Genomic DNA, 23,837 nt, shown 5'->3' with positions numbered 1-23,837 from the left:
TAAAAATCCGACCTGCCAAGGTCCCGGACAAAAGGCCGTCATGACACCCTCCATAACTGACACGCTTACGCCGTACCGCCTTGCAACGGGCGCTGAAATCACCGAGGTCCAGGGCATTCTTCGTGTCGGGGGACTGCTTGGCCCGGAGAAGCGGATCGCCTACCTCGGCCTGCTGGACCCGGCCCGGGGCGCGGCGCCGGATGCGGAGGACAGGCGCTTCCGCGTCTTCATCCACGATGTTTCCGGCGGCCGCCCCCTCGACGTGACGGTCTCTGTGACGCGCGGCGAGGTGACCTCCGCCGTCGAACTCGACACCGCAGTAACGGGCGAACTGCCCGTCCTGGAAGAGGAATTTGAAGTCGTCGAGGAACTCCTGGCGTCCGACGAACGATGGCTCACGGCCCTCGCGGACCGCGGGCTGGACGTCGGCACGGTCCGCGTCGCACCGCTGTCCGCCGGCGTCTTCGAATACCCCGGGGAGAAGGGCCGCCGCATCCTCCGCGGACTGGCCTTTGTGCAGGAGTTTCCCGAGGACAGCGCCTGGGCGCATCCGGTGGACGGCCTCGTGGCGTACATCGACGTCGTCAGCAAGGAAGTCACGCAGGTTCTGGACCTCGGCGCCGTCCCGATTCCCGCAGAGCACGGCAACTACACCGATCCGGAACTCACCGGCCCGCTGCGCACCACCCAGAAGCCCATCAGCATCACCCAGCCCGAAGGACCCAGCTTCACGGTCACCGGCGGCAACCACGTGGAGTGGGAAAAGTGGAGCGTCGACGTCGGCTTCGACGTCCGCGAGGGCGTGGTGCTGCACAACCTCGCCTTCCAGGACGGCGAGCGGAAGCGTCCCATCATCAACCGGGCTTCCATTGCCGAGATGGTGGTTCCCTACGGCGACCCGTCCCCGATCCGGTCCTGGCAGAACTACTTCGACACCGGCGAATACCTGGTGGGCCAGTACGCCAACTCGCTCGAACTGGGCTGCGACTGCCTCGGCGAGATCACCTACCTCAGCCCGGTGATCAGCGACGCGTTCGGCAACCCGCGCGAGATCCGCAACGGCATCTGCATGCACGAGGAGGACTGGGGCATCCTGGCCAAGCACAGCGACCTCTGGTCCGGCATCACCTACACCCGCCGCAACCGCCGGCTGGTGATCTCCTTCTTCACCACCATCGGCAACTACGACTACGGCTTCTACTGGTACCTCTACCTCGACGGCACCATTGAATTCGAGGCCAAAGCCACCGGCGTCGTGTTCACCAGTGCCTTCCCCGAAAGCGGCTCGGCCAACATTTCCCAGCTCGCCCCGGGGCTGGGCGCGCCGTTCCACCAGCACCTCTTCAGCGCCCGGCTGGACATGGCCGTCGACGGCTTCACCAACAGGGTTGAGGAGGAGGATGTGGTCCGGCAGGCCATGGGCGAAGGAAACGAGCGCGGCAACGCGTTCTCCCGGAAGCGGACTGTCCTGGCCCGCGAGTCCGACGGCGTCCGCGAGGCCGATGCCCGCACTGGCCGGACCTGGATCATTTCCAACCCGGACTCCCGCAACCGGCTGGGCGAACCCGTGGGCTACAAACTGCATGCCCAGAACCAGCCCACGCTGCTCGCAGATCCGGAGTCCTCGATTGCCCGCCGGGCGGCGTTCGCCACCAAGGACCTGTGGGTCACCCGGTTCGCCGAGGACGAGCGCTACCCCACAGGGGATTTCGTGAACCAGCATTCCGGCGGGGCCGGACTGCCGGCGTACATCTCCCAGGACCGCGAGATTGACGGCCAGGACATCGTGGTCTGGCACACCTTCGGGCTGACCCACTTTCCCCGGATCGAGGACTGGCCCATCATGCCGGTGGACACTGTCGGCTTCAAGCTCCGCCCGGAAGGCTTCTTCGACCGCAGCCCCGTGCTGGATGTGCCGGCGGGTTCACAGCCTGCCGCCGGCGGACACTGCCACGGCTAGGCCCACGCCATGACAGCCCTGCGGGGATGGGACCGCGCCGGCGGCCCCGTCCCCGGGCCGCCCCTCCGGCCAAAACCGGCCCTCCAACCGCGCCCAGCCTTCCATCCGCGCATGGTTGCCGCGGCCACGGCGGCATCCTGCCTGGTGCACCTCTGGCTCGTGGCGGGCAACCACCACGGGCCCTGGCTGAACGTGCTGATGCTCGCCATGGTGGGAGTCGGCATGCCGTGTGCGGTGCACATCTGGCGCGACGGTCGCGTGGGTTCCCTGCGGCAGGTGATGGCGTGCGGGCTCGCAATGACGGTGCTGCACGCCGCCCTGCTGATGGCCGGCGCCGGTTCCGGTTACGGCGCATCCGTCCACAGCCACGGGGCTGCTGCCCTACCGGCGGCAGCGGCTGCCGGATCCGCGGCAGGTTCTGCCGCTGGCGGGCTGCTGGCCGTCATCGCCCTGGAAATCACGACGGCGCTGCTCGCCGCCACGCTGCTGGCACGGCTCCGCCGCCGGTGATCGGGCTTGTCGGGATCCGGGGTTTCGACAGGCTCAACCACCGATGCTTTAGCGGACGGGGTTGCCCAGCTCGCGCAGCGGTGTCTTGTGGGTTTCGCGGGCCCAGAGTGCACCGGCGACTGCCAGCAGCGACGACGCCGCCACAATCCACGCCGCCGGTCCCCAGTTGGCCTTGGTGGCACCGACCAGGGCGGTTCCCAGCAGCGGAGTGAAGCCGGCGCACAGGATGCCCACCTGCAGCCCGATGGCCATGCCGGAGTAGCGGACCTTGACGTTGAAGAGCTCCGAGAACCAGGCAGGGTAGATCGCGTTGGACATGGCATAGGTGCCGGCGGTGATCAGCGTGCTGGCGACGAAGATCATGGGGATGTTGCCGGTGGAGATGACCGAGAAGTACACAAAGATCATGATGCCCGAGCCCACCACACCGGTGATGAAGACGGGGCGCCGGCCGAACCTATCCGACAGTGCAGCCATGAGGGGCTGCGTGGCGATGGCGATCACGTTACCGAGGATGCTGACCCAGAGCATGGTGGAGGCAGGGACGCCGACGGAGACGGCGTAGGCCAGGCCGAAGGATTGCATAAAGGTGTTGGTGACGGTTTCGAAGGACATCAGGGCCACCTGGAAGAACTGGGCCGGGTGGGTCTTGAACATCTTGGCGAACGGCAGCTTCACCAGCTCGCCGTGATCGTGCTTCTCCTCGAAGACCTCGGGTTCCTCGAGCGAACGCCGGACCATGTACGCCACGAAGAGCACGATGACGGAGAGCCAGAACGGGATGCGCCAGCCCCATGCGAGCCGGTCCGCCTCATTCATGGCGGCCACCGGCAGGAAGGCCAGGGAGGCCAGCACGATGCCGAAGGAAATGCCGCTCATGGCGAAGCTGGCAAAGAAACCGCGCCGGCCGGTGGGGGCTTCCTCCGTGGTCAGGGCCGAGGCTCCCGCGGTTTCAGCGCCCGCCGAGAGGCCCTGCATGAGGCGGAGCAGCACCAGCAGGGCAGGCGCCCAGTAGCCGGCGGTGTTGAAGTCAGGAAGGACACCGATCAGGAACGTGGCAGCACCCATCAGAACGAGGGTGAGGACCAGGGTCGCCTTGCGGCCGATCTTGTCGCCGAGGTGGCCAAAGAAGACTGCGCCAAAGGGGCGGGCCACATAGGCCACGCCGAAAGTCGCGAAGGAGGCGAGGAGAGCGACGGTGGCGTCACCCGAGGGAAAGAAGATCTTCGAAAAGATCAGCGATGCTGCCGTGGCGTAGATGAAGAAGTCGTAGTACTCAAGGGCGCCGCCGAGGAATGCTGCCAGCGCGGCCTTCTTGGCCCTCTTGAGCTTGCGCTGCGCCTCTGCGGTCTCGGCTGTGGTTGCAAGATTGGTCATTCTGATGGTCCTTCCACACTGAAAGACAGTTGCTCCGGTGCACGGATGCGATCTGATTTGTGCGCATTACGAACAGCTGTGCGATATGCGACTATGGATAGCGTACCGCAGAGTGGGGTGCCTCACAACGCCTCCCGGCTGCGTCTCCCAACTGAGAGGTGCCACCATGGAAAACGAAACGCCCGGACACCGGCTGTTCCTCATCGGCTCGGAAGCCTCGAAGGCGATGTCCCCCGGATTGTGGAGCCCTGTGTTCGAACAGCTCGGCAGCAGCTGGACGTATGAGGCGTGGGACGTTCCGGCCGGCCGGGACATGTCCGGTGTCCGCGGCGCCCTGCTGGAGGCCGACGTCGTGGCCGCCAACGTCACCATGCCCCACAAGCAATGGGCCGCCCGGGCTGCGGACACCGTCACCGCACAGGTCCGGCTCAGCGGAGCCTCGAACATGCTGGTCCGGCACGGCCGGAAGCTGAGCGCGCACAATACGGACATCACCGCCGTTGCCGGACTCCTTAGTGGTCGGCGCCAGCGGCACGTCCTGATGCTCGGGGCCGGCGGAGCCGCACGCGCCGCCCTGGTGGCACTGACGGGGCTGGCTGACCGGGTCACCGTAACGGACAAGGACCCGCGTGCGTCGCAACAGCTGCTGGACCTCGCAACCACCCTGGGTATGGAGGCCAAGGCGGTTTCGTGGCCGGAAGCCCGGGGCCAGGCTTGTATGGCATCGCTGATCGTGAACGCCACGCCGATAGGCAAGGGAAGCGACGACGAACCGGCCTGGGGCCCGGCCGAACTTTCCCCCGACGCCTTCGTCTATGACTTCGTCTACGCCGGCCACGTGACGGCCACGATCGCCAGCGCGAGGGCGCAGGGCCTGCAGTGCGCCGACGGCTGGGACCATCTGCGCGCACAGGCGGCTGCCATGATCCCCATCCTTGGACTGGGGCCGGAGACCGGCGCCCTGCTGGACTGCACGCTCACGGGCATCCAGGCGAAGAACTGACCCCCGCCGGTTCCGCTGATTCCGCAGCGGGTTATCCGGATATGATCGGAATAAGCCTGCGGCCAAGCGCCCGCTGGTGCCGGACATGAGCTTCAGGGAGGGCAAGCGATTCCATGGCGGAGCAACCCGCGTACTTCGTGAAGTCGGTGGAGAAGACCTTTGACGTACTGCGGGCCTTCACCCCGGACGAACCCCGCCTGACCGTCACCCGGGTCGCCGCGAAGTCGGACATGACCAGGGCCTCCGCCCGGAGGTTCCTGCTGACACTGACGGACCTGGGCTACCTTCGCGCCGACGGCACCAACTTCGAACTGACGCCCAGGTCGCTGGACATCGGGCAGTCCTTCCTGGCAAACCTGGCGCTCCCCAGGATCGCGGAGCCGCACCTTAAGTCCCTTGCCGCCGACCTCAACGAGACGACGTCGCTGTGCATCCTCGACGGCACCGACGTCGTCTATGTCGCGTGCGTCCCGTCACCACGGCTCCTGAGTGTCTCCATCAGCGTGGGCACCAGGTTCCCGGCCTGGGCCACGTCCATGGGACGGGTGCTGCTGGGTGCGCTGTCCGACGCCGAGCTGAGAACGTACTTCGATTCCGTCCAGCTGCAGCGGTTCACCGAGCGCTCGATCGGAACCCTCGACCAGCTGCAGGCCGAAGTGGAGCAGGCCCGGGACAAGGGATGGTCCATGGTTTCACAGGAACTGGAGGAAGGCCTCCGCGGCGTCGCCGTCCCGGTCTGGCGCGGCCACGACGTCGTCGCCGCCGTCAACGTGTCCCTGCAGACCCACAGGGCCCCCGCGGACGCGATCGAAAAAACAGTCGTTCCGCTCCTGCAGGACGCCGCGCGGCAGATCGGCCACGATTACGGCGGCCGCGCCACCGAACCGCACAACACTTCTACCCGGGGATGAAATGATCACACGCACTGACGTCGATGAAGCCGCTGCCAGGATTGCGGGGCTGGTGCGCCGCACGCCCGTCATCGAGGCGGACCGTGGGAGCTTTCCGGGGGACGTCTGGCTGAAGTGCGAGTTCATGCAGCACACCGGAACATTCAAGGCCCGGGGCGCCTTCAACCGCGTGCTTGCCTGCCGCGAGCGGGGCGAGCTGAAGGAGGACGTGGGGATCGTGGTGGCCTCCGGCGGCAACGCGGGCCTCGCCAACGCCTATGCCGCGGCCCGGGCCGGAGTGCCGGCCGTTGTTTTTGTCCCCGAGACCGCTCCCGCGATGAAGGTGAAGAAGCTCCGGGAATCCGGGGCGTCCGTCATCCAGCGGGGCGCTGAATATGCCGTCGCCTACGACGCCGCCATCGCGTATGCGGCCGAAACCGGCGCCGTGTACTGCCACGCCTACGACCAGCCGGAGATCGCCGCAGGTGCCGGCACCGTCGGTTCGGAACTCCTGGAACAGCTGGGCGGCGTGGACACCGTGCTGGTGGCTGTGGGCGGCGGGGGACTGATGGCCGGGATCGCGGCCGCCGTCGAAGGCCTGGCCAATGTGGTGGGCGTGGAGCCCGCCGCGGCTCCCACGCTCCACGCCGCGCTGAAGGCGGGGGAGCCGGTGGATGTTGCCGTCGCCGGCGTCGCCGCCGACTCACTCGGGGCACGGCGGATCGGACAGATCGGCTTTGACGTCGCGGTCAGGACCGGCGTGAAGAGCGTGCTGGTGTCCGACGACGAGATTGTCGCCGCGCGCTCGCAGCTGTGGGCCGACTACCGGATGGTCGTGGAGCACGGCGCGGCGGCCGCCTTTGCCGCCCTGACCTCGGGGGCCTACGTCCCGGCGGACGGTGAACGCGTTGCCGTGATCCTGTGCGGCGCCAATACGGACCCGTCCACCGTCTGATTTTCCAAGCCAAACCTCAGCGATCAGATCGCTGCGCGGCCTCCGGGCCGGGCCGCGATCCGCTTTGGTTCCTTGCGGTCCCGGCGGGCATAGACGCGGGACCGCTGGCTGGACAGGGCGAGGATGAGCAGGATGTCCAGTGTGAGGCCGGGGAGGTTGGTCTGCAGCGTGATGCCGGGACCTCCGTTGGCCACATCGATGACCTGCAGGCCGATCGCGACGGTGCTCACGGCCATGGTGAGCGTGCGCGCCCAGTTCCGTCCCAGGAAAACGAGCCAGGCCAGCAGCAGTTCGGCGAGCGCAAAGAGCACCACGACGGCCAGGCCGGCGTAGAGCACCAGCTGCGCCTGGTCCGCGGTCAGCCCGGCACCGGAGCCATTGCCGGAGCCTCCAGCGGGCTGAAGGAGCGGTTCCATGTGCTCTTCGGGGAACAGCACGAAGGACATGGCGAGGGCGGCCGCCGCCAGTGCGCGGCCGGCGACGAGGGCGGCGCCGATGATGGTGGGGGCGGGGCGCCTGTTCCGGCTGTCGCTCGGGAGCCGGGGAGCGGCCACGCCGGGCACCGGTGTTCCGCGCAGGTCAACGATGGGAAGGTCGCCATCGGTGGCGATTTCATCGCCGCCGCCGTTGCGCGTGTGGTAGCCGGTGGAGAAGTCCTGGATCACCCGAACGGCAGCCGACGGGTCGGCGTCGGAAATGGACCTGACGATATGGTCGCGCTCATCGTCAGTGTGTTCGTCGATCTTGTGCGTGATCTGGAGCGTGAACAGCGAGAAGCCGACGCTGCGGTCGTACGTGCCGGCGGCCAGCCAGTCCACGGCCACGCCGCCGGGGAGCAGCCAGCCGGGCGGGCAGTGCCAGAAGCGGACGTGGTGCCGCTTGCCGGGGCTTCCGTCCACTTCCTGCTGGTACGCGAAGTCCTGCTGGCGGCCGAACAGGAAGAGGGGGCTGACCGGAGCCTCGAGGTAGCTGCGGCGCAGGACCGTGGACGTGATGATCCGCCAGCTGCTGGCCAGGGTCACGTCATCGGCGACGGTCCAGCCCGCCAAGCGCATGACCCGGTGGAGCTGTCCTTCGGAACCGAGCAGGGCAACGTTGACGGGATCCCCGAGCAGGCCGTCGCTGGTGCGGGCGCGTCCGATGAAGTAATCGGGCACGTACACGCGGGTCAGGATCGAGTGGAGCCGGGGTAGTACGAGGTAGGCGAGCATCGCCCAGAAGATGAACGTGAACCAGATCTGGCCCCAGCCCCACTGGAAGCTGAGCTCAACGAGAAGATAGGTCAACCAGACGGCGGCGACACCACCGACCAGGAAGAAGATCCTGTCCCATACGGTATCCAGTGCGGTGCGCGATACGCCCGCGACAGGGACCTTCACCGCAGGCCTGGTCATGAGCAAAATGATACTGGAGCCGGTAGTTGGTTCCGTGGGCGCAGCGGCCCGGGCTGAGATGCATGGTGATCCCCCCAGAGAATCGTGTGGTTAGTCCAGCGGAAGCGTGACCGTGACGCAGGTGCCCTTGCCGGGGGCTGTGTCGACGGTTACGGTGCCGCCGGCTTCGTGGACCGCGACGGACATCAGGAGCAGTCCGAAGCCCTGCGGCCGGTTGCCGGTGTGGTCGGTGCGGTCAAACCCGGCGCCGTTGTCGGCCACTATCAGCCTGATGCCGTGGTGCACTGCAGCGAGCCGGACGGTCAGTTCGGTGGCGCCCGCGTATTTGAGTGCGTTGCTGAGGGCTTCCTGGGCAACGTGGTAGAGCAGCGCGGCACTGCCGGCCGGTATCTCGATGCCGTGGTGCGGGGTCTCCCACCGGACCGAGGTCCCCTGCTCCCGGAGCGGGGCGGCGAGCCGGTCTATGCAGCCGGCGAGCCCGAGGGCGTGGAAATCCACCGGACTCTGATCGGTGATGACACCGTGGATCGCGGTGACCTCGTTATCAGCTGGAGCCTTTTTCATGGCTAGTCCTGCTTCCTTGCAGCCTGCGATGCTTTCTTCTCACGGGTGCTGGGTTCCCGCCTGGATGTTATGACTCAAGGGTGGAACGAAAGAATCAGGGACTCCGCGAGGTTGACGCAATTTTGGCTCAAGTTCCAGGATCACTGGCCCGAAGGATGAATCTGCTGGCTTTGAGGTTGAGCTCAGGCGGAAATGGCAGCCATTGACACCGGTGCGCCGCGGCGCGTGGATAGGGTGACAGGCATGGAACCACTTCTGAGATCAATGCGGCATTGGGGCGCCCCTGTGGCGGCCGTTCTTTTCTTCGCACTGTGGTGCGTTGGCGAAGCAGGAAGGATGGGGCCGTGGCCCGGACTCAACGTCTGGCCGGGAACAGTGCCGCTGGCGCTGATGACGTTGGCCATCGCCGTGTCGGTGTGGCAACCTCTCGCCTCCCTCGCCCTGACGGCGCTCCTGCTGACCGGCCAGTTCCTCTACGTCATCCCGGCGATGTATCCGAACCACTGGGCCATTTACATCGGATCGTTCATCGCCCTGGCATTCATCCTGTGGACCGCGGGCAAACGGACGGTCATCATTGCCGTTTCGGCCAACGCGGTCTTTATCGTGGCCATGACGTTCCTGATGATCTCCTGGCGGTACAGCTACGGCGTGGGCTGGTTCTACCCCCTGTACGGCGGTGACCGCGTGGCCCTCCAGGTCCACGGCTGGCAGCTCTTCTCCGTCCTGACACTCATCGCCGCGGGGTGCTCCGCCGTCGGACTTGCGTTGGCGCTGTACCAGGAACGCGGCAGCCTGTTCCACGCCCGGAACATTGCCCAGGCGGGCCTGAAGGAAGCGGAAATCGACCTCATCGTGGAGCAGGAACGGACGCGCATTGGCCGGGACCTTCATGATGTCCTGGCCCACTCCCTGGCAGTCATCGCGGCGCAGGCCGACGGCACGCGCTACCTGAGTTCGGACCAGCCCAGGGCCGTGCTCAGCGCCCTCGAAAATATCGCCAGCTCTGCGCGCGGTGCCCTCGTGGACGCCCAACGCGTCATCGAAGGGGTCCGTGACGACGGCATGGTCACGCCGCAGCCGCGGCTCAGTGATGTGGCCCCGCTGGTCGACAGGATGCGGCAGGGTAGCCTGGCGATCCACCGCAGCGAATCGGGCACTCCGGTGGAGCTGACCGCCGGCCAGGAGCTGGCCGTGTTCCGGATCGTCCAGGAGTGCCTCACCAACGCACTGAAGCACGGCGGCCGCGGCACTGCGGTGCGGCTGCACTTTGACTGGACCGGCCCCGGGCTGGCGCTGCACGTGGCGTCCGCCCTGGCCGCCGCCGGGTCGGGAGACGCAGGAGAGACAGGCGGCACCGAACGGGTGGGGCGGGGTATACCCGGTATGCGTGAACGGGCGCACCTGGCCGGAGGCTGGGTCACCGCGGGCCCGGACGGTGAGCAGTTCCGGGTCACCGCATTCGTGCCGTACGGGCTGCACGCCGCTGGCGCCGGCGGCGCGGACGACCGGGAGGCCACAGGACCGGAAGCGGCGGAGCTGGAAGCGGCGCCACTCGGCGACGCCCGGCCGGAAGTGGCCGTCCGTGGCTGATACCGCAGGGCGCATCTCGGTGGCGCTCGTGGACGACCAGCCCCTCTTCCGTGCCGGAATCCGGATGCTCATCGAGAGCCAGACGGACATGGAGCTTTCGGGGGAGGCGGGCGACGGCGAACAGGCAGTGGTGCTCGCGATGGAACGGAACCCTGACGTGATGCTGATGGACCTGCGGATGCCGGTGCTCGACGGGGTCAGCGCCACGCAGCGCATCCTGCAGCAGGCGGGTTCCGAGGGCGCGAACAAGCCAAAGATCATCGCCCTGACCACCTTCAACCGCGACCAGGCGGTGGTGGAGGCCGTCCAGGCCGGGGCTAGCGGATACCTGCTCAAGAGCGCGGAACCTGAATTCCTCCTGGCGGCCATCCGCACTGTCCACTCCGGCTACTCCGTCATCGCGCCAGGCTCCGTCCATGAGCTTTTTCAGCATGCAGCCCGCACGTTGCCTTCCGCGGGGCCGGACCTCTCCGTCCTCGAGGTGCTGTCAGCGCGGGAACGCGATGTGTTCCTGCTGGCGGCCAAGGGGCTGGCCAACGCCGAGATGGCCGACAGCCTGTTCGTCTCCGAGGCCACCATCAAGACGCACCTGCGAAGCGTGCTGGACAAGCTGGGACTTCGCACCAGGCTCCAGCTGGTTGCCTTCGCCTACGAACGGCGGCTGCTGGGGTAGCAATCCGGCTATGGCCCGCCGCCGGGCGAAGTGGGATTCTTAAGCTTGGCGGAGGGAAGCACCGTGACTCCCAAGCAACTGGTACTTGTAGTGGCTGCCACCGTGGGCGTCCTGGCCCTGGTGCTGCTCTCGATCGACTGGCGGCCGGCGGCCCTGCAGGATCCCGCCCGCACGCTGGGGGTCCTCAACGCCCAGGGAGTGATCCGCTGGGGCGAGAACCCGGACCGGGCGCCCTTCTCCGTTTTCGAGCTTTCGCTGTTCATCGCGGTGGGGCTGGCCTTTGTCCTGGCGGGAGTGACGGCGTGGCAGACCCGGCCCAACCGGAACCCGGGACTGCTCCTGGTGGTCGCCGGGCTGCTGTGGCTGGCTGCCGGCGTGCGGCGGTCCAGCGATCCGGTCCTGTTTACGGTGGGCGTGGGGCTGACGCTGATGTACCAGCCGCCGCTGCTGCAGCTGGCCCTGAGCTTCCCGTCGGGAGTCCTGCGCTCGCGGGCGGAACGCGGTGCTGTGATTTTCTTCTTTGCGGCGTGGGCGGTCATCGCGGCCGCCAGCTGGGCGTTCTTTGATCCGCGGCTGCACATCGCCGCCGGGCAGTCGACGTCCCGGAACCTGCTGCTCCTGTGGGACAGCCCGCAGCTCACCAACACCATCGGGGACGCTTCCAGGATTGTCCAGGTGGGCGTCGGCCTGGCCATTGTGGCTGTCCTGGTGTCCCGCTGGCGGTCCGGTTCGCCGGCGTACCGGGCGGCGTTCCTGCCACTGTGGCTGGCCGTGATCATCAAGACGGCATCCACCGTCTGGGTGTCCCTGGCTGTGGTCCAGCTGACCGGCTCACTCTCCAACGAGGCCCTGCTCTGGCAGTACCCGGCGACCGCCATCGTCCCGCTCGCCGTCCTGCTGGGCCTGTGGCGTTACCGGTTCGCCCGCGGTGCCCTGAGCGAGCTCATGGTGGAGATCGGGATGGCGCCGGTCAGCGACCGGCTCATCCGCGCCCTGCGCAGATCGGTCCGGGATCCCACCCTCAGCCTGTGGCGGTGGTCGCCGGCGTTGTCCGGATTCGTGGACGACGACGGCGTGCCCCGCGCGGTCCCGGAGGATGGGTCCGGGCGGGCGGCCATGGTGCTGGAACGCAACGGCACGCCCGTCGGGGCGCTGGTCTTCGACGAAGCCCTGAGGGACCAGCCGCAGCTGCTGGCCGCCGTGCGGAGCGCCACGTCACTGGCCCTGGACAACCAGAACATGGAGCAGCAGCTGCGGGACCAGCTGGTCGAGGTCCGCCGCTCCCGGGAACGGATCGTCACCGCCGGGGACGCCCGGCGCCGTGAGCTGGAACGGGACCTGCACGACGGCGCGCAGCAGCGTTTGGTCGCCGTGTCCATGGACCTGGCCAGGGCGCGGCGTGCCGCGAGCCCCGTGGAGATGAAGGACCTGGTGGACCACGCCAGTGACGAGCTTGCCGTTGCCCTGGCCGAACTGCGTGAACTGGCCAGGGGCGTCTATCCGCCGTCGCTGCGGGAAAGGGGCCTGGCCGGCTCGCTTACGGCGCTCGCGGAGCGCTCCGCGCTGCCCATCCAGCTGGAGGTCGACCTGCCGCAGAGGCCTCCGCCGCAGGTGGAACTCGCGGCGTATTTCATCTGCGCCGAGGCCGTGACCAATGCGGCCAAGCACGCCCGTGCCTCCACCCTGTTCATCGGCGTCGAAGGCACGGAAACCGAAATCGGCCTCCGCGTCACGGACAACGGGATCGGCGGGGCCAGCGCAGGCGCCGACGGTGGCCTGCTGGGACTGGCCGACCGGGCCGCGGCACTGGGCGGCTCCCTCGCTGTCACCAGCCCGGAAGGTCGCGGAACCACCGTGGCTGCAACGCTGCCGTTCTCGGCAGATCCAACGGAGGACATGCCATGAAACTGCGCGTCGCCATTGCGGACGACTCGGCGCTGCTCCGCCGGGGACTTGCAGCCCTGCTCAGTTCCGAAGGGCTGGAGGTGGTCTGTGAGGCCGCGGATGCCCAGGAACTCCTGGAGTGCGTTGCCGCCCTGCGGCCGGATGTCGCCGTCGTCGACATCCGAATGCCTCCAACCTTCACCACTGAAGGCATCCAGGCCGCCACGGCCATCCGGCGCGACCAGCCCGGAACGGGGGTCCTGCTGCTGTCCCAATACGTGGAGACCGAAAATGCCATGTCGCTCTTCGGGAACGGAGCGAAAGGGCTGGGCTACCTCCTGAAGGAGCGCGTCTCCGACATCGACGACTTCATCGATGCCCTGCACCGGGTGGCGGCCGGCGGCGCCGCTGTCGATCCCGAACTGGTGGCCCGCATGGTGGCCCGGCCGCACAACGGCCAGCAGCGGGAGGACGAGCTCAGCGGCCGGGAGCGGGACGTCCTCGAACTGATGGCCGAAGGGCGCACCAACCAGGCAATCGGGAAGACCCTGTTCCTGGGGGAGCGGACGGTGGAAGCCCACATCCGGAGCATCTTCCTGAAGCTCGGGCTGCGGCCGGAACCCGAGGACCACCGCAGGGTCCTTGCCGTGCTCACCTACCTGCGCCAGCAATAGCCAACCGGCGGCAGCCCCTTTCGGGGGCTGCCGCCGGTTGGTTGGCCAGGACCTGGCTAGCTGGACATCCTGCTAGCTGGACACCTTGCTGGTTCGACGGAGCTAGTTGGACATCGAGGTCGTGCCGCTGCCGGTCCAGCCGGTGAACGGCGACCAGACACCGCTGGCACCTTCCTGGTGGCGGACCTTGTGGTAAACCTCCTCGTTGCCGATCTCAGTGTTGGTCAGGGTGCGGACATTGTGGATGGTGTGCCAGCCGTTGGTGGGGCCGAGATAGCGGCTGAAGGACGAGTTGCCGAGATGGTCGTCACCGTTGGGCCAGTCGTCGCTCTCCCAGCGCTGCTGCTCGATGTAGACGGAACGGTTGGCTGCGCAGTAGACGTTGATCCGGTAGTCCACCAGTTTGGTGCCGGACGAGTTGAAGCCGGCAAAGATGGGCTTCAGCGGCACCACGGTGCAGGCATAGTTGGTGGCGGCGGCCTGGGCCGGTGCGGCCAGGGCGACGCCACCCGCGGCAAGTCCCAGCGTCATTGCTGAGACGAGCGCGATCTTCGCGCGGGAAGGACGGGACTTCTTTGTTCCGGCGGTCATGGACATGGCTTCTTGCTCCTATTGGGGTGGGTGGGTTCCGGTTCCGGAGTGCTCTCCTGGTCCGGTGTTTCCATGGTGCGCGCGGGGTCGTGCCCGTGGCTTCCGTGCTAGCACGGTTTGTCCGGGGCAGCAGGATTATCAGCTTGCTTATTATTTCCAGGGTTCCTAGTGTTAAACCCGTAAGGCACCCGGCAAGAGGAGGACATATGTCAGCGCACAATATTGCGGGCAAGAAGGTGGCGTTCCTGCTGACCGACGGCGTGGAGCAGGTGGAGCTGACCAGCCCCTGGAACGCCGTGAAGGAAGCCGGCGGCGAGCCCACCCTGGTGGCGCCCAAGGCCGGTAAGCTGCAGGGCTACGACGGCACCGAAAAGGGCGAGAAGTTCGACGTCGACATCACGGTGGCGGAGGCCAACGCCTCCGATTTCCATGCACTGGTGATCCCCGGTGGTGTGGTCAACGCCGACCACCTGCGCGTGGACAAGGATGCCCAGGCCTTCGCCCGCAGCTTCTTTGAGCAGCACAAGCCGGTGGCCTCGATCTGCCACGGGCCATGGATCCTCATCGACGCCGGTGTGGTCCGCGGCCGTAAGCTGACCTCGTACCACACGCTCCAGACCGACCTGAAGAACGCGGGCGCGGACTGGCGTGACGAGGAAGTGGTGGTGGACCAGGGCTTCGTGACCAGCAGGCACCCCGGCGACCTCAGGGCCTTCAACGACAAGCTGCTCGAAGAGATCGAAGAAGGCGAGCACGCGGGCCAGACGGCCTAAGCCGCGCCGCGTACAACGCGGAGCGCACAAAAGGAGAGGGTCCCGACGGCGGCACTTGCCGCCGTCGGGACCCTCTCCTTTGCTTAAGTTCCTGGGTTCCTGTTCAGTCGCTGGAGCTGGGTTCCGTGGTGAGGCCTCGGTCGTCTCCGGTTTCGCTGTTCTGCTCCTCGGCCGGTCCCGGGGGTTTGGTGCCTCCCGACCCGGCCGGGCCGCTATCGGCGGGGCCGGAGGCGGCGTGGCGGCCGGGGGCCCGGTCCGCCGGTTTGTCCTTCGGCAGCGGGCTTGTGTTGTCCTCGACTCCGTCGCTCACGATGTCTTCGGGCTCGTTGTGTTCCGTGCTCATGGACTGCTCCTGATCTTGCGGTGTCGGATCTGTCCGGCCTGCTCCAAGCGCCGGACCGTACTAGGCGGCCTTACCGCTCCACGCTACAGCCGGGCCGCAGGTGCGTACAGGTGCGGGCCCGCGGCGTGTCCCTACGCCATGGACGCCCATTGCCGCATTTCCCGGGTTTCGCCGTAGGGGACGTCGCGGCTCACGGCCACGGTATAGGTGCTGAAGCCGGTCTGGGTGACCAGTACGCCGTGACGGCGCTCCTGCATGGCGTGCCGGAGGGCGATGTCCACGGCACTGTTGAGGTCGTTTTCGATGGTGGCGGGATCGTGGGCAATGATCTCGAGGAGGATGTCGGAGTGGTGCTTGATCATGGGGTGCTCTCTCTCGCGGTGAAGGGGCAGGGGCGTCTGGGGGTGGTTTTGGTGAGGGCTGTTTCCGGAAGGGAAATCGGGTAGGGCAAAGAAATGCCGGCTAAGGCTGGAAGTGATTCGAGGGTGCCCGGCATTCTGTGATGGGGCGGGGCCAGCGCGATGCGTCCGGCGGAGGGACCGGGAACGTTTGCCGTTCCTGCGGATCCACCCTTAGTGTGGCGGACCGCCTGGCCGCATTGCAATCATTTCGGTGGAATTTGTTTTGTGTGCTGCCTCACACTGCCGAGCCGGTCTGGAGCAAAAAGCAAGGGGCCGACGGCGGTCTTTCCCGCCGTCGGCCCCTTGCCGTGGTGTTGTCCGGTGCGCTTAGCGCTTCGCCAGGTGCTCGCCCACGGCGAAGGCGCGGGTGATGGCCGAGCCCAGGGTGGCGCCGCCGCCGGGGTAGTTGTTACGGAACACGCTGGCCGCGACGTTACCCGCGGCGTACAGCCCGGGAATCGGCCGCCGGTGGCGGTCCAGGACCCGTCCGTCGAAGTCGGTTTCCAGGCCACCTGAGGTGCCAAGGACCCCTGCCGAAACCGGCGCTGCGTAGAACGGCCCGGTGGCGAGGGGAGCCAAGCAGGGGTTTGGGGTGTTGCCCGAATCGCCCAGGAAGCGGTCCTGCGGAGTTGCCCCGCGGTGGAACTCCGTGTCGACGCCGGCCGCGGCATCGGCGTTGAACGTCGCCACGGTGTCCCTGAGCCCGGCCGGGCTGATCCCGAGCTTCCCGGCAAGTTCCTCCACGGTCCCGGCGGAGGTCATCCATTCCGCCGGTGACCCGGGAGTTGAGCCGGCCACGGGGTACTTGGACAGGTAGGCGGCGTCGAACACCAGCCATGCCGGGTTGTTCTGCTGCCGCCCCGTGTGCGGGTCCACCGACGCGAACACGCGGCAGGCGTCGTGGTAATTCAGTGCCTCGTTGACGAACCGCTTGCCGGCGGCGTTCACCAGGATGGAACCCGGCAGTGTCATCTCCACGTTGCCCATCCGGCCGGACTGCCGTCCGTCGTACTGATGCCCGGGCGCGGAGATCACCGGGACGCCCCAGATGGCCGTCATGTCCGCCACCGCCGCCCCGTTCTTGAGGCCCAGTTCCAGGCCGTCGCCCTCGTTTGACGGGGCACTGATGGGCGTCACGGGAAACGCAAGGAAGGCCTTGCGCAAGCGGGGATTCCATTCGAACCCGCCGGAGGCCAGTACGACGGCGCCCGCCTCCACTTTCCTGCCGGCGTGGGTTGGGCGTCTGGTTCCCTCGCCGTCCTGCGCACCTCCCGGCGTCGGCTCGCCTCCCAGAATCACCGTCCAGCCGCTATCGGTGCGGACCAGGTCCTCCGCAGGTGCTTCGGCAGCGATGTGGACGCCCCGGTCCAGGGCGCTCGCGAGCAGCCGGCCCACCAGGGCCCCGCCCATCGTCCGGACGCCGGTGGCCGCCCTGCGGGCGAGCAGTTCAGTATCGGCGGCACGGCCGTTGAGCCCGTCCCGTTCGGTCATGGTCAGGAGCGGAAAGTACGACGACGGCCGGATGGCCTCCGCCAGGCCCAGGTAGTCCGACGGATCGAAGGCGTTGTTGTCCAGGCCGCGTCCGCCGTCGGCTGCTCCGTGCCACTCCAGGTGGTAATCCGGGCGGGCGATCGGGGTCATGGACACCCGGGTTTTGCCGGTCAGGTATTCGACGGCGCGCGGCGCGGTGCGGACGTACCAGTCGATTTCCTCTGCTGACAGGACGTGCCCGGCTGCCTCCGTGAGGTATGCGACGGCGCGGTCGTGGCTGTCGCGGAAACCGGCACCACCGGCCAGATGGTTGTTCGGAGCCCACATCACCCCGCCGCCGGCGGCGGTGGTGCCGCCCAGCTGGGCGGCCTTCTCGGCCACCAGGACGCTCAGCCCGGCGTCCGCCGCGCGGACTGCCGCCACCAGGCCGGCGGCGCCGCTTCCCACCACCACCACGTCATATGCGGCGGCCAGCTGCGCGACCGGCGTGAGGACTCTGTGCGCGTTCAGGCCGTTGCTCATGCCGAGGCTCCGGAAAGCGCTGATCCGACGGCAGATTCGCTGATTGATCCCTGGCGGGCGCGGGCCCGGGCAGCCGGCATTTCGATGAGGATCTTGCCCACCTTCTCCGTGCGGTTGCGCATCAGCCCGTACGCCTGCTGCAGCTCCCCGAAGGCGAAGCGGTGGGTCAGGAGGGCGCGGGCCTGGTCCGGATGGCGGGCCAGGAGTGCCAGCCCGTCCGGGATGAGGTTGAGGCTGTTGCGGCTGCCCATCAGGTCCAGTTCCTTGAACGGAATGTCCTTCATGGACACGGTGGCCGAGCGTGCCGAGATGCCCACCTGGACGATGCGGCCCGCGCTGGCCACGAGCCGGATGGCGTTCTCAAACGAGGACGGTGCGCCGGTGGCCTCGAGCACAAGGCCGGGGCCGTAACCCTCGGTGAGCTGATCCAGCCGCGCTGCCTGTTCAGCATCCGGGAAGCCGGCGGCAGGTTCAACCAGCAGCGTGTCCACTGCGCCGAAAGCCGTTGCCAGTTCGAGCCGGTCAGCTTCGGTGTCTGCGCAGACCACGTTCAGGCCCAGATCGGTCAGGTAGAGCGTTGCGAGCAGTCCGATAGGGCCGCTGCCCAGGACCAGGGCGGTTTCACCTGCCGCAGGGCGGCCCCGGTTGACGGCCTGCATGGCGATCGATGCCGGTTCGGCCATGGCGGCGAGGTCCAGGGCCAGGCCATCGGGAACCAGGCACAGTTTGTCCACCGGGACGCTGAGCAGTTCCACCAGGGCGCCGTCGGAATAGCAGCCAATGCAGCCGATGTTCCGGCAGACGTTGAACCGGCCAGAGCGGCACGGCTGGCACGCCCCGCAATAGGTCATGGGGCTGACGGCAACCCTGTCCCCGGCGCGGACGCCGGACGCGTTGTTGCCGATGGCTTCGACCACGCCGGAGAACTCGTGGCCCTGGACCACCGGGAGTCCGGCCGGGTAGTCGTCCTCCCAGATGTGCAGGTCGGTGCCGCAAAGGGTGACGTTGTGGACGCGGACCAGGGCGCGCCCCGCGTCCAGGCCGGGTTCGGCCACCTCCTCGTAGCGGATGGTTTCCTTGGCGACGGTCCGTGCGGTCAGCATGGTGCGGCCGCCTTAGTTCCGGACGGCGTTGGCCGCGTCCGCGCCGGCTGGTTCCGCGCCAAAGACGATGTTCCATTGCCGGATGTTCCGCACTGCGACGAGGTTGTTGATGAAGAACGGGTCCTGGTTCATCAGGGCCTCGACGTCGGTTTTGGAATCGCCCTTGACGATCAGCAGGGCGCCGGGGGTTTCGCCGGGGCCGAACGGACCGCTCGTGACCAGCCGACCGCCGTCGTAGTGGGACTTCAGGAACTCAACGTGCCGCGGACGGTGCTCGTCGCGGCCGGCGGCGGTGGCGTCGGCGTAAGCGTAGGTGACGGCGAAAGTTGCCATGGGGAACGTTTCCTCTTCATTGAGCGGTGATGCGGCGGCCCTCTTGCAGGCCGGTCACACGTTTGATGTCACTCCCATGGTGGAATTTGAATTGAGACAAGTCCAATACTTACTTGGTCAATGACTATGTGCCAATGGCACATAGTCCGCGGTGGTGCGCCGTCAGCGCGCGGGCGTTGGGAGAACGGTGTCGGCGAGCTCCAGGGCCAGCTTCAAGGCCGGCGAGATGAGGGCGGGGTTCCACGCGATGCCCGAATCCAGCAGCGGTGCCGCACCCGAGAGCGGCAGGAACACCGTGCCGCCCGGCATGATGCCGGCAACTGAGTCGGGCATGAGGCTGACCCCCACGCCGCCGGCCACGAGGGACAGTGCGGTGTAGGGGTCGGAGACTTCCTGGACCACGCGGGGCCGGAAGCCGGCCGCCGTGCAGGCCGAAAAGATGGCCTCCCGCAGGGTGGATCCCTGCGCGGCCGGCATGGTGATGAATCTGTCCACTGCCAGTTCGGCAAGGCTGATGGCGGCCCGGCCTGCGAGCGGGTGGTCTTCCGGCAAGATGGCACCCAGCGGCTCCACTGCGATGCTCCGGGTCGCCAGTGAGGGCGCGTCCACCGGAAGCCCGATGAAGGACAGGTCCAGGGAGCCGTTGCGCAACTGGTCGAGGGCGTCCTGGGTGAGCAGTCCGCCGGTGAGGGTCAGCTCCAGGCGGGGGTAGCGGTTGCGCAATGCCCTGGTCAGCGGCGGAAGGGTCTTGTGGTTCAGGGCCCCGGAGAAACCGATGCTGAGCCGGCCGTAGACCTCCCCGCTGTCCGCCGTGGCAGCCCGCCGTGCCAGGTCGAACTCCTCGAGGATCTTCCGGGCGTGCGGCAGGAAGGCGAATCCGGCGGTGGTCAGCGAGACGGCCCTGGTGTTGCGTTCGAAGAGCGCGGTGCCGAGGCTCTTCTCCAGCTTCTTGATGGTCTGGCTCAGCGGCGACTGAGCCATGCGGAGCCGGTGGGCGGCGCGGCCAAAGTGCAATTCCTCGGCCACTGCCAGGAATGCCTCGATCTGCCGCAGCTCCACGCCGTTCCTCCCGCTGGGGTTCCTGGTTGCCCGCGCCCTTGGTGGCATCCGGACGCCGGTGTTGTCACCCCTAGGCTACTTCCCGATCGCGCGCCGTCCGGCCGGCACCGGGCTATATTGGCAGGAGAATCGGTGCCAACGCAGGCCGCACGAACGCAGACGGCAACCCGGGAGGAACCATGGCGAACTCCGCATCGGGGGAGTCCGTCATCCAGCGCGTCGTGAAGATCCTGGACGCCTTCTCCAAGGGCCATCCAAGGCTGACGCTCCGCGAGTTGGTGCACATTACCGGGATGTCCAGCAGCACGGCCCACCGCCTGGCCAACGATCTCGTGGACAGCGGGCTCCTGAACCGCGGCGAGGCCGGGGATTACGGCGTGGGCGTGAAGATGTGGGAGCTCGCCTCCCGCAGCAACCCCTTGGAGGAGTTCCGGCGCCGGGGCCTTCCCTTCCTGGAAGGCGTCCACGCTGCCGTCCGGGAACAGGTGTCCCTGTCCATCCCGGATGTCGAGTCCCGGAGCGTGCTGTACCTGGAACAGCTGGACCAGCACGGCACGGCAACCAACCTGGCAGCGGTGGCGGGCAGGCTGGACATCCACAACACGACATCCGGCATGGCCATGCTGGCGCACATGCCCCGCCACGTGCAGGAGCGCTTCCTCGCCGGCCCGCTGGAGAAGACCACGCCGAATACGGAAACGGACCCCGCCAAGGTCCGGGCGCATCTGGCGCTGATCAGGGAGCGGGGCTACGTCCGGATGGCCGGGGTCCTGGTACCGGAGAACACTGCCTACGCGGTGCCGGTCTTCGGTGAGGGAAACCGCGTCATCGGTGCCATCGCCGTCGTGCTTCCCACGGCACATGAGAACCCCCATGTCATCCTTCCCGTCCTGGTAGCGGCCGGCCGCGGCCTGTCCCGCACCATGGGCGCCGAACGCCGCCCCTACGGCACCCGGCCGTGGCTGGAGTCGGACCGCCAGGACATCAAAACCCGGGACGCGGCGAACTAGTCGCATCCCGTTGAATGGGATTCCGCGCCGCAGTTCGTGACGCCGCTCATACAGTTTTTCTTCAGAGCCGCGGCTTCGAAACTTCCCACCGGAACGCCATTCCAAGCTGGCGCCGGCCACCACCATTCAACCCCGTGACACTCAATGAGGAGACACTATGGGACACCTAATGCAGCCCCCGACGGCAGCTACCCAGCAAGCCGCCGTCCTGGACGGGACGGAAACCCATCCCGCCAAAATGCCCAAGAAGGCAGCCCTGGCCTCCTTCCTGGGCTCCACCCTGGAGTACTACGACTTCTTCATCTACGGAACAGCCGCGGCCCTGGTCTTCCCCAAGATCTTCTTCCCCGGCGGTGACCCGGTCGTGGCCCTGCTCGGTGCCATGGCCACGTTCGGCGTCGGCTACCTGGCCCGGCCGCTTGGCGGCATCGTGATGAGCCACTTCGGCGACAAGATCGGACGCAAACAGGCCCTGATGATCACCCTGGTGATCATGGGCGTCGCCTCCATTGGCATCGGCTTCCTGCCCACGTACGGCCAGATCGGCTACTGGGCCACGGCGCTGCTGCTCGTTGGCCGCCTGGCGCAGGGCTTCTCCGCCGGCGCCGAGGCCGCCGGCGCGTCCACCCTGACCATGGAGCACTCCCCTGAAGGCCGCCGCGGGTTCTTCACCAGCTTCGTGATGACCGGCTACGCCTCCGGCATGGTGCTCTCCACGGTGGTCTTCATCCCGCTGGCCGCCCTCCCGGAAGACCAGCTCCTCAGCTGGGGCTGGCGCATACCGTTCTGGCTCTCCGTGGTGGTCCTCGGCGTCGCCTACTGGATCCGCACCCGCCTGGAGGAACCGCCGGTCTTCGAAGAGGCCGTGGAATCGAAAACGCCCAAGGGCATCCCGGCGGCCGAGGTACTGAAAACCCAGTGGCGCGACGTGCTGCGCGTCGCCCTCGTCATGCTGTTCTCCGTCATGCAGACCACCTTCACCGTCTACGCCCTGGCCTATGCCACGGGCCCCTCCATCGGGTTGGACCGGACCCTGATGCTCAGCGTCAACGCCATCACCATCGGCCTGTCCATGTTCACCATCCCGCTGGCCGGCATCATCTCGGACAAGCTCGGCCGTAAGAAGGTGCTCCTGGTGGGTGCCCTAGGCTGCGCTGTCACGTCCTTCGGCTACTTCTGGGCCATCAGCGAGCACAACGTCGCCATGATCTTCGTCTTCGGGTTCCTGAACATGAGCGTGTTCTACTCCTGCTGGAACGGCGTCTGGACGGTCTTCTTCCCCGAGATGTTCCCCGCGGCGGTCCGCTACTCAGGGATGGCCATCGGCAGCCAGGTGGGCCTGATCCTCACCGGGTTCGCCCCGGTCATCGCCACGATGCTGGCACAGCCGGGCCCCGGCGGCTGGATCCCCGTGGCCAGTTTCACGGTGGTCTGCCTGGCAGTCTCAGCCATCGCCATCGCGACGGCGCGGGAAACCCACAAGACCCCGCTCGAGGAGCTCGGCCTGCCCCGCAAGCGCGGCATGTCCGCGTAGCGCCTTCCGGCCCCGTACCCGCCGCCCGGCGTCCCGCCCTCCCACCCACTCACGCACCAGAAAGTTGATCCTCCCGTGACTTCATCAGCATTCGCCAGCACCCGCACCTTCCGCGTCGGCATCGTCGGCTGCGGCGCCATCTCCCGCAACCACCTCGAGGCCTTCGGCGCCCTGGACAACGTCCGGATCGTCGGGGTCTGCGACATCGACCTGGACCGGGCCCGTGCCACCGCCGAATCCTGGGATGTTCCGAACGCTGTGAACACCGTGGCCGGGCTGCTGGACCTCGGCGTGGACATCATTTCGGTCTGCACGCCGCACCCAACGCACGAGGAAGTGGTGCTGCAGGCGGCTGCCGCCGGAGTCCACGTGCTGTGCGAAAAGCCGATCGCCACCAAGCTGGACGCGGCGGAACGCATGGTCGCTGCGTGCGAGGAAGCGGGAGTCCGGCTGGGCGTCCTCTTCCAGCGCCGCTTCTGGCCCGCGGCCCAGCGGATCCGTTCCGCCATCGACGACGGAACACTGGGCCAGGCCATCATGGCCCAGTGTTCCGTGATGCTGCACCGCGCACCGGAGTACTATTCCCGCGACGCGTGGCGGGGCACCTGGGACAACGACGGCGGCGGCGTGCTGATGACGCAGGCCATCCACCAGATCGATCTGCTGCAGTGGTACCTCGGCGATGTCGCCGAGGTCTACGGGAAGGTCAACACCTACCGGCACGGGGACTACATAGAGGTGGAAGATTCGGCCACGGCCGTCATCACCTTCACCTCGGGAGCGATGGCAACCCTGGAAGCATCAACGGCAGTCTCACCCAACCTGGGAATCCAGCTTCGGGTCACGGGTGAAACCGGCGCCTCGGCCTCACTGACGGAGTTCCCGGAAGGAAGCGACGGGCGGCTTGACCTGTGGGCAGTCGGCGAAAAGATCGTCGTGGACCCCGTTCATCCTGACGGCGTGGAGCCCAATGTTGATCTCTCAACGATCAACAGGCAGCTGATTCCCCACCACACCAGCCAGGTACGGGATTTTGTGCAGGCCCTGGAAACCGACGGCGAACCGGCCATCACCGGTAGGGACGCCCTCAAGTCGCTTCGGATCCTTCTGGCGGTCTACGAATCCTCACGTACCGGGCTGCCCGTCCGCTTCGCCGAGGCTCAGGTCCCTGCCGGGGTCTCCGCGAAAGTCGCAGGCTAA

23 protein-coding genes are annotated in these 23,837 nt (G+C 67.4%); 13 read left to right on the top strand and 10 right to left on the bottom strand.

Going from position 1 to position 23,837, the window contains the following annotated elements:
* Positions 1-40 precede the first annotated feature (40 nt).
* Positions 41-1,960, top strand: coding sequence for a primary-amine oxidase (locus tag CXQ91_RS16880; protein ID WP_104175053.1), 1,920 nt, complete (start codon positions 41-43; stop codon positions 1,958-1,960).
* Between the two features lie 111 nt (positions 1,961-2,071).
* Complete coding sequence (locus CXQ91_RS16875) at positions 2,072-2,470, top strand: hypothetical protein (RefSeq protein ID WP_308471413.1); 399 nt, start codon at positions 2,072-2,074, stop codon at positions 2,468-2,470.
* Positions 2,471-2,518: 48 nt separating this feature from the next.
* Here CXQ91_RS16875 and CXQ91_RS16870 read toward each other — a convergent pair whose 3' ends face one another.
* Complete coding sequence (locus CXQ91_RS16870; protein WP_104175051.1) at positions 2,519-3,847, bottom strand: MFS transporter; 1,329 nt, start codon at positions 3,845-3,847, stop codon at positions 2,519-2,521.
* A 166-nt stretch (positions 3,848-4,013) separates the two neighbouring features.
* On the opposite strand from CXQ91_RS16870, the gene CXQ91_RS16865 reads away from it, so the two are divergent.
* The 3 genes from CXQ91_RS16865 (at position 4,014) to CXQ91_RS16855 (ending at position 6,695) form a co-directional block, all read left to right on the top strand.
* Positions 4,014-4,850, top strand: a complete 837-nt coding sequence (locus tag CXQ91_RS16865; RefSeq protein WP_104175050.1) for a shikimate dehydrogenase — start codon at positions 4,014-4,016, stop codon at positions 4,848-4,850.
* A gap of 113 nt (positions 4,851-4,963) precedes the next feature.
* Complete coding sequence (locus CXQ91_RS16860; protein WP_104175049.1) at positions 4,964-5,761, top strand: IclR family transcriptional regulator C-terminal domain-containing protein; 798 nt, start codon at positions 4,964-4,966, stop codon at positions 5,759-5,761.
* 1 nt (position 5,762) lies between these two features.
* Complete coding sequence (locus CXQ91_RS16855; RefSeq protein ID WP_104175048.1) at positions 5,763-6,695, top strand: threonine/serine dehydratase; 933 nt, start codon at positions 5,763-5,765, stop codon at positions 6,693-6,695.
* Between the two features lie 23 nt (positions 6,696-6,718).
* Here CXQ91_RS16855 and CXQ91_RS16850 read toward each other — a convergent pair whose 3' ends face one another.
* Both CXQ91_RS16850 and CXQ91_RS16845 read right to left on the bottom strand, forming a co-directional pair.
* Positions 6,719-8,089 (bottom strand): LssY C-terminal domain-containing protein, encoded by a 1,371-nt coding sequence (locus CXQ91_RS16850; protein ID WP_104175047.1) that lies wholly within the window; start codon positions 8,087-8,089, stop codon positions 6,719-6,721.
* Between the two features lie 90 nt (positions 8,090-8,179).
* Positions 8,180-8,653, bottom strand: a complete 474-nt coding sequence (locus CXQ91_RS16845; protein ID WP_104175046.1) for a sensor histidine kinase — start codon at positions 8,651-8,653, stop codon at positions 8,180-8,182.
* 336 nt (positions 8,654-8,989) lie between these two features.
* Between CXQ91_RS16845 and CXQ91_RS16840 the strand changes: the two genes are divergently transcribed.
* From CXQ91_RS16840 to CXQ91_RS16825, 4 genes are all read left to right on the top strand, one after another.
* On the top strand, positions 8,990-10,246 hold the full coding sequence (locus tag CXQ91_RS16840; RefSeq protein WP_258074059.1) for a sensor histidine kinase: 1,257 nt from the start codon (positions 8,990-8,992) through the stop codon (positions 10,244-10,246).
* A complete protein-coding gene (locus CXQ91_RS16835; protein ID WP_258074058.1) occupies positions 10,239-10,919 on the top strand; it encodes a response regulator transcription factor in 681 nt (226 codons plus the stop codon). Before CXQ91_RS16840 ends, CXQ91_RS16835 begins: the two co-directional genes overlap by 8 nt.
* Before the next feature lie 63 nt (positions 10,920-10,982).
* Positions 10,983-12,824 (top strand): sensor histidine kinase, encoded by a 1,842-nt coding sequence (locus tag CXQ91_RS16830; RefSeq protein ID WP_258074057.1) that lies wholly within the window; start codon positions 10,983-10,985, stop codon positions 12,822-12,824.
* Positions 12,821-13,477, top strand: coding sequence for a response regulator transcription factor (locus CXQ91_RS16825; RefSeq protein ID WP_104175043.1), 657 nt, complete (start codon positions 12,821-12,823; stop codon positions 13,475-13,477). The genes CXQ91_RS16830 and CXQ91_RS16825 overlap by 4 nt, the downstream gene beginning before the upstream one ends.
* Positions 13,478-13,579: 102 nt before the next feature.
* Here CXQ91_RS16825 and CXQ91_RS16820 read toward each other — a convergent pair whose 3' ends face one another.
* Positions 13,580-14,068, bottom strand: coding sequence for a hypothetical protein (locus CXQ91_RS16820; protein WP_258074056.1), 489 nt, complete (start codon positions 14,066-14,068; stop codon positions 13,580-13,582).
* Positions 14,069-14,274: 206 nt separating this feature from the next.
* On the opposite strand from CXQ91_RS16820, the gene CXQ91_RS16815 reads away from it, so the two are divergent.
* Positions 14,275-14,841 carry a type 1 glutamine amidotransferase domain-containing protein gene (locus CXQ91_RS16815; RefSeq protein ID WP_104175041.1) on the top strand — a complete coding sequence of 189 codons (567 nt, stop codon included), beginning with the start codon at positions 14,275-14,277 and terminating at the stop codon, positions 14,839-14,841.
* Positions 14,842-14,944: 103 nt separating this feature from the next.
* Here CXQ91_RS16815 and CXQ91_RS16810 read toward each other — a convergent pair whose 3' ends face one another.
* The 6 genes from CXQ91_RS16810 to CXQ91_RS16785 form a co-directional block, all read right to left on the bottom strand.
* The gene (locus CXQ91_RS16810) at positions 14,945-15,184 is read right to left on the bottom strand and encodes a hypothetical protein (RefSeq protein WP_104175040.1); all 240 of its coding nucleotides are present in this window, start codon (positions 15,182-15,184) and stop codon (positions 14,945-14,947) included.
* Positions 15,185-15,315: 131 nt separating this feature from the next.
* Positions 15,316-15,546, bottom strand: a complete 231-nt coding sequence (locus CXQ91_RS16805) for a hypothetical protein (protein WP_104175039.1) — start codon at positions 15,544-15,546, stop codon at positions 15,316-15,318.
* Positions 15,547-15,912: 366 nt separating this feature from the next.
* Positions 15,913-17,598, bottom strand: a complete 1,686-nt coding sequence (locus CXQ91_RS16800) for an FAD-dependent oxidoreductase (RefSeq protein ID WP_104175038.1) — start codon at positions 17,596-17,598, stop codon at positions 15,913-15,915.
* A complete protein-coding gene (locus tag CXQ91_RS16795; RefSeq protein ID WP_104175037.1) occupies positions 17,595-18,701 on the bottom strand; it encodes an alcohol dehydrogenase catalytic domain-containing protein in 1,107 nt (368 codons plus the stop codon). The genes CXQ91_RS16800 and CXQ91_RS16795 overlap by 4 nt, the downstream gene beginning before the upstream one ends.
* A 12-nt stretch (positions 18,702-18,713) precedes the next feature.
* A complete protein-coding gene (locus CXQ91_RS16790; RefSeq protein WP_104175036.1) occupies positions 18,714-19,034 on the bottom strand; it encodes a YciI family protein in 321 nt (106 codons plus the stop codon).
* 162 nt (positions 19,035-19,196) lie between these two features.
* Positions 19,197-20,093, bottom strand: coding sequence for a LysR family transcriptional regulator (locus CXQ91_RS16785; RefSeq protein ID WP_104175035.1), 897 nt, complete (start codon positions 20,091-20,093; stop codon positions 19,197-19,199).
* A 179-nt stretch (positions 20,094-20,272) separates the two neighbouring features.
* Between CXQ91_RS16785 and CXQ91_RS16780 the strand changes: the two genes are divergently transcribed.
* From CXQ91_RS16780 to CXQ91_RS16770, 3 genes are all read left to right on the top strand, one after another.
* Entirely contained in the window at positions 20,273-21,103 is an 831-nt protein-coding gene (locus CXQ91_RS16780) for an IclR family transcriptional regulator (RefSeq protein WP_104175034.1), read from the top strand.
* Between the two features lie 157 nt (positions 21,104-21,260).
* Positions 21,261-22,637, top strand: a complete 1,377-nt coding sequence (locus CXQ91_RS16775) for an MFS transporter (protein ID WP_104175033.1) — start codon at positions 21,261-21,263, stop codon at positions 22,635-22,637.
* Between the two features lie 75 nt (positions 22,638-22,712).
* Entirely contained in the window at positions 22,713-23,837 is a 1,125-nt protein-coding gene (locus CXQ91_RS16770) for a Gfo/Idh/MocA family protein (protein WP_104175032.1), read from the top strand.

Origin of the sequence: Arthrobacter sp. Y81 (assembly GCF_002929335.1) — a bacterium.
GTDB lineage: Bacteria > Actinomycetota > Actinomycetes > Actinomycetales > Micrococcaceae > Arthrobacter.
Note: the sequence above shows the minus strand (reverse complement) of the source record. Positions and strands in the feature narration are given on the sequence as shown.

Excerpts from the sequence above, each read along its gene's own strand:
- CXQ91_RS16880 (WP_104175053.1), top strand. The coding sequence starts at position 41 with ATGACACCCTCCATAACTGACACGCTTACGCCGTACCGCCTTGCAACG.
- CXQ91_RS16875 (WP_308471413.1), top strand. The coding sequence starts at position 2,072 with ATGGTTGCCGCGGCCACGGCGGCATCCTGCCTGGTGCACCTCTGGCTC.
- CXQ91_RS16870 (WP_104175051.1), bottom strand. The coding sequence starts at position 3,847 with ATGACCAATCTTGCAACCACAGCCGAGACCGCAGAGGCGCAGCGCAAG.
- CXQ91_RS16865 (WP_104175050.1), top strand. The coding sequence starts at position 4,014 with ATGGAAAACGAAACGCCCGGACACCGGCTGTTCCTCATCGGCTCGGAA.
- CXQ91_RS16860 (WP_104175049.1), top strand. The coding sequence starts at position 4,964 with ATGGCGGAGCAACCCGCGTACTTCGTGAAGTCGGTGGAGAAGACCTTT.
- CXQ91_RS16855 (WP_104175048.1), top strand. The coding sequence starts at position 5,763 with ATGATCACACGCACTGACGTCGATGAAGCCGCTGCCAGGATTGCGGGG.
- CXQ91_RS16850 (WP_104175047.1), bottom strand. The coding sequence starts at position 8,089 with ATGACCAGGCCTGCGGTGAAGGTCCCTGTCGCGGGCGTATCGCGCACC.
- CXQ91_RS16845 (WP_104175046.1), bottom strand. The coding sequence starts at position 8,653 with ATGAAAAAGGCTCCAGCTGATAACGAGGTCACCGCGATCCACGGTGTC.
- CXQ91_RS16840 (WP_258074059.1), top strand. The coding sequence starts at position 8,990 with ATGGGGCCGTGGCCCGGACTCAACGTCTGGCCGGGAACAGTGCCGCTG.
- CXQ91_RS16825 (WP_104175043.1), top strand. The coding sequence starts at position 12,821 with ATGAAACTGCGCGTCGCCATTGCGGACGACTCGGCGCTGCTCCGCCGG.
- CXQ91_RS16820 (WP_258074056.1), bottom strand. The coding sequence starts at position 14,068 with ATGACCGCCGGAACAAAGAAGTCCCGTCCTTCCCGCGCGAAGATCGCG.
- CXQ91_RS16815 (WP_104175041.1), top strand. The coding sequence starts at position 14,275 with ATGTCAGCGCACAATATTGCGGGCAAGAAGGTGGCGTTCCTGCTGACC.
- CXQ91_RS16810 (WP_104175040.1), bottom strand. The coding sequence starts at position 15,184 with ATGAGCACGGAACACAACGAGCCCGAAGACATCGTGAGCGACGGAGTC.
- CXQ91_RS16805 (WP_104175039.1), bottom strand. The coding sequence starts at position 15,546 with ATGATCAAGCACCACTCCGACATCCTCCTCGAGATCATTGCCCACGAT.
- CXQ91_RS16800 (WP_104175038.1), bottom strand. The coding sequence starts at position 17,598 with ATGAGCAACGGCCTGAACGCGCACAGAGTCCTCACGCCGGTCGCGCAG.
- CXQ91_RS16795 (WP_104175037.1), bottom strand. The coding sequence starts at position 18,701 with ATGCTGACCGCACGGACCGTCGCCAAGGAAACCATCCGCTACGAGGAG.
- CXQ91_RS16790 (WP_104175036.1), bottom strand. The coding sequence starts at position 19,034 with ATGGCAACTTTCGCCGTCACCTACGCTTACGCCGACGCCACCGCCGCC.
- CXQ91_RS16780 (WP_104175034.1), top strand. The coding sequence starts at position 20,273 with ATGGCGAACTCCGCATCGGGGGAGTCCGTCATCCAGCGCGTCGTGAAG.
- CXQ91_RS16775 (WP_104175033.1), top strand. The coding sequence starts at position 21,261 with ATGGGACACCTAATGCAGCCCCCGACGGCAGCTACCCAGCAAGCCGCC.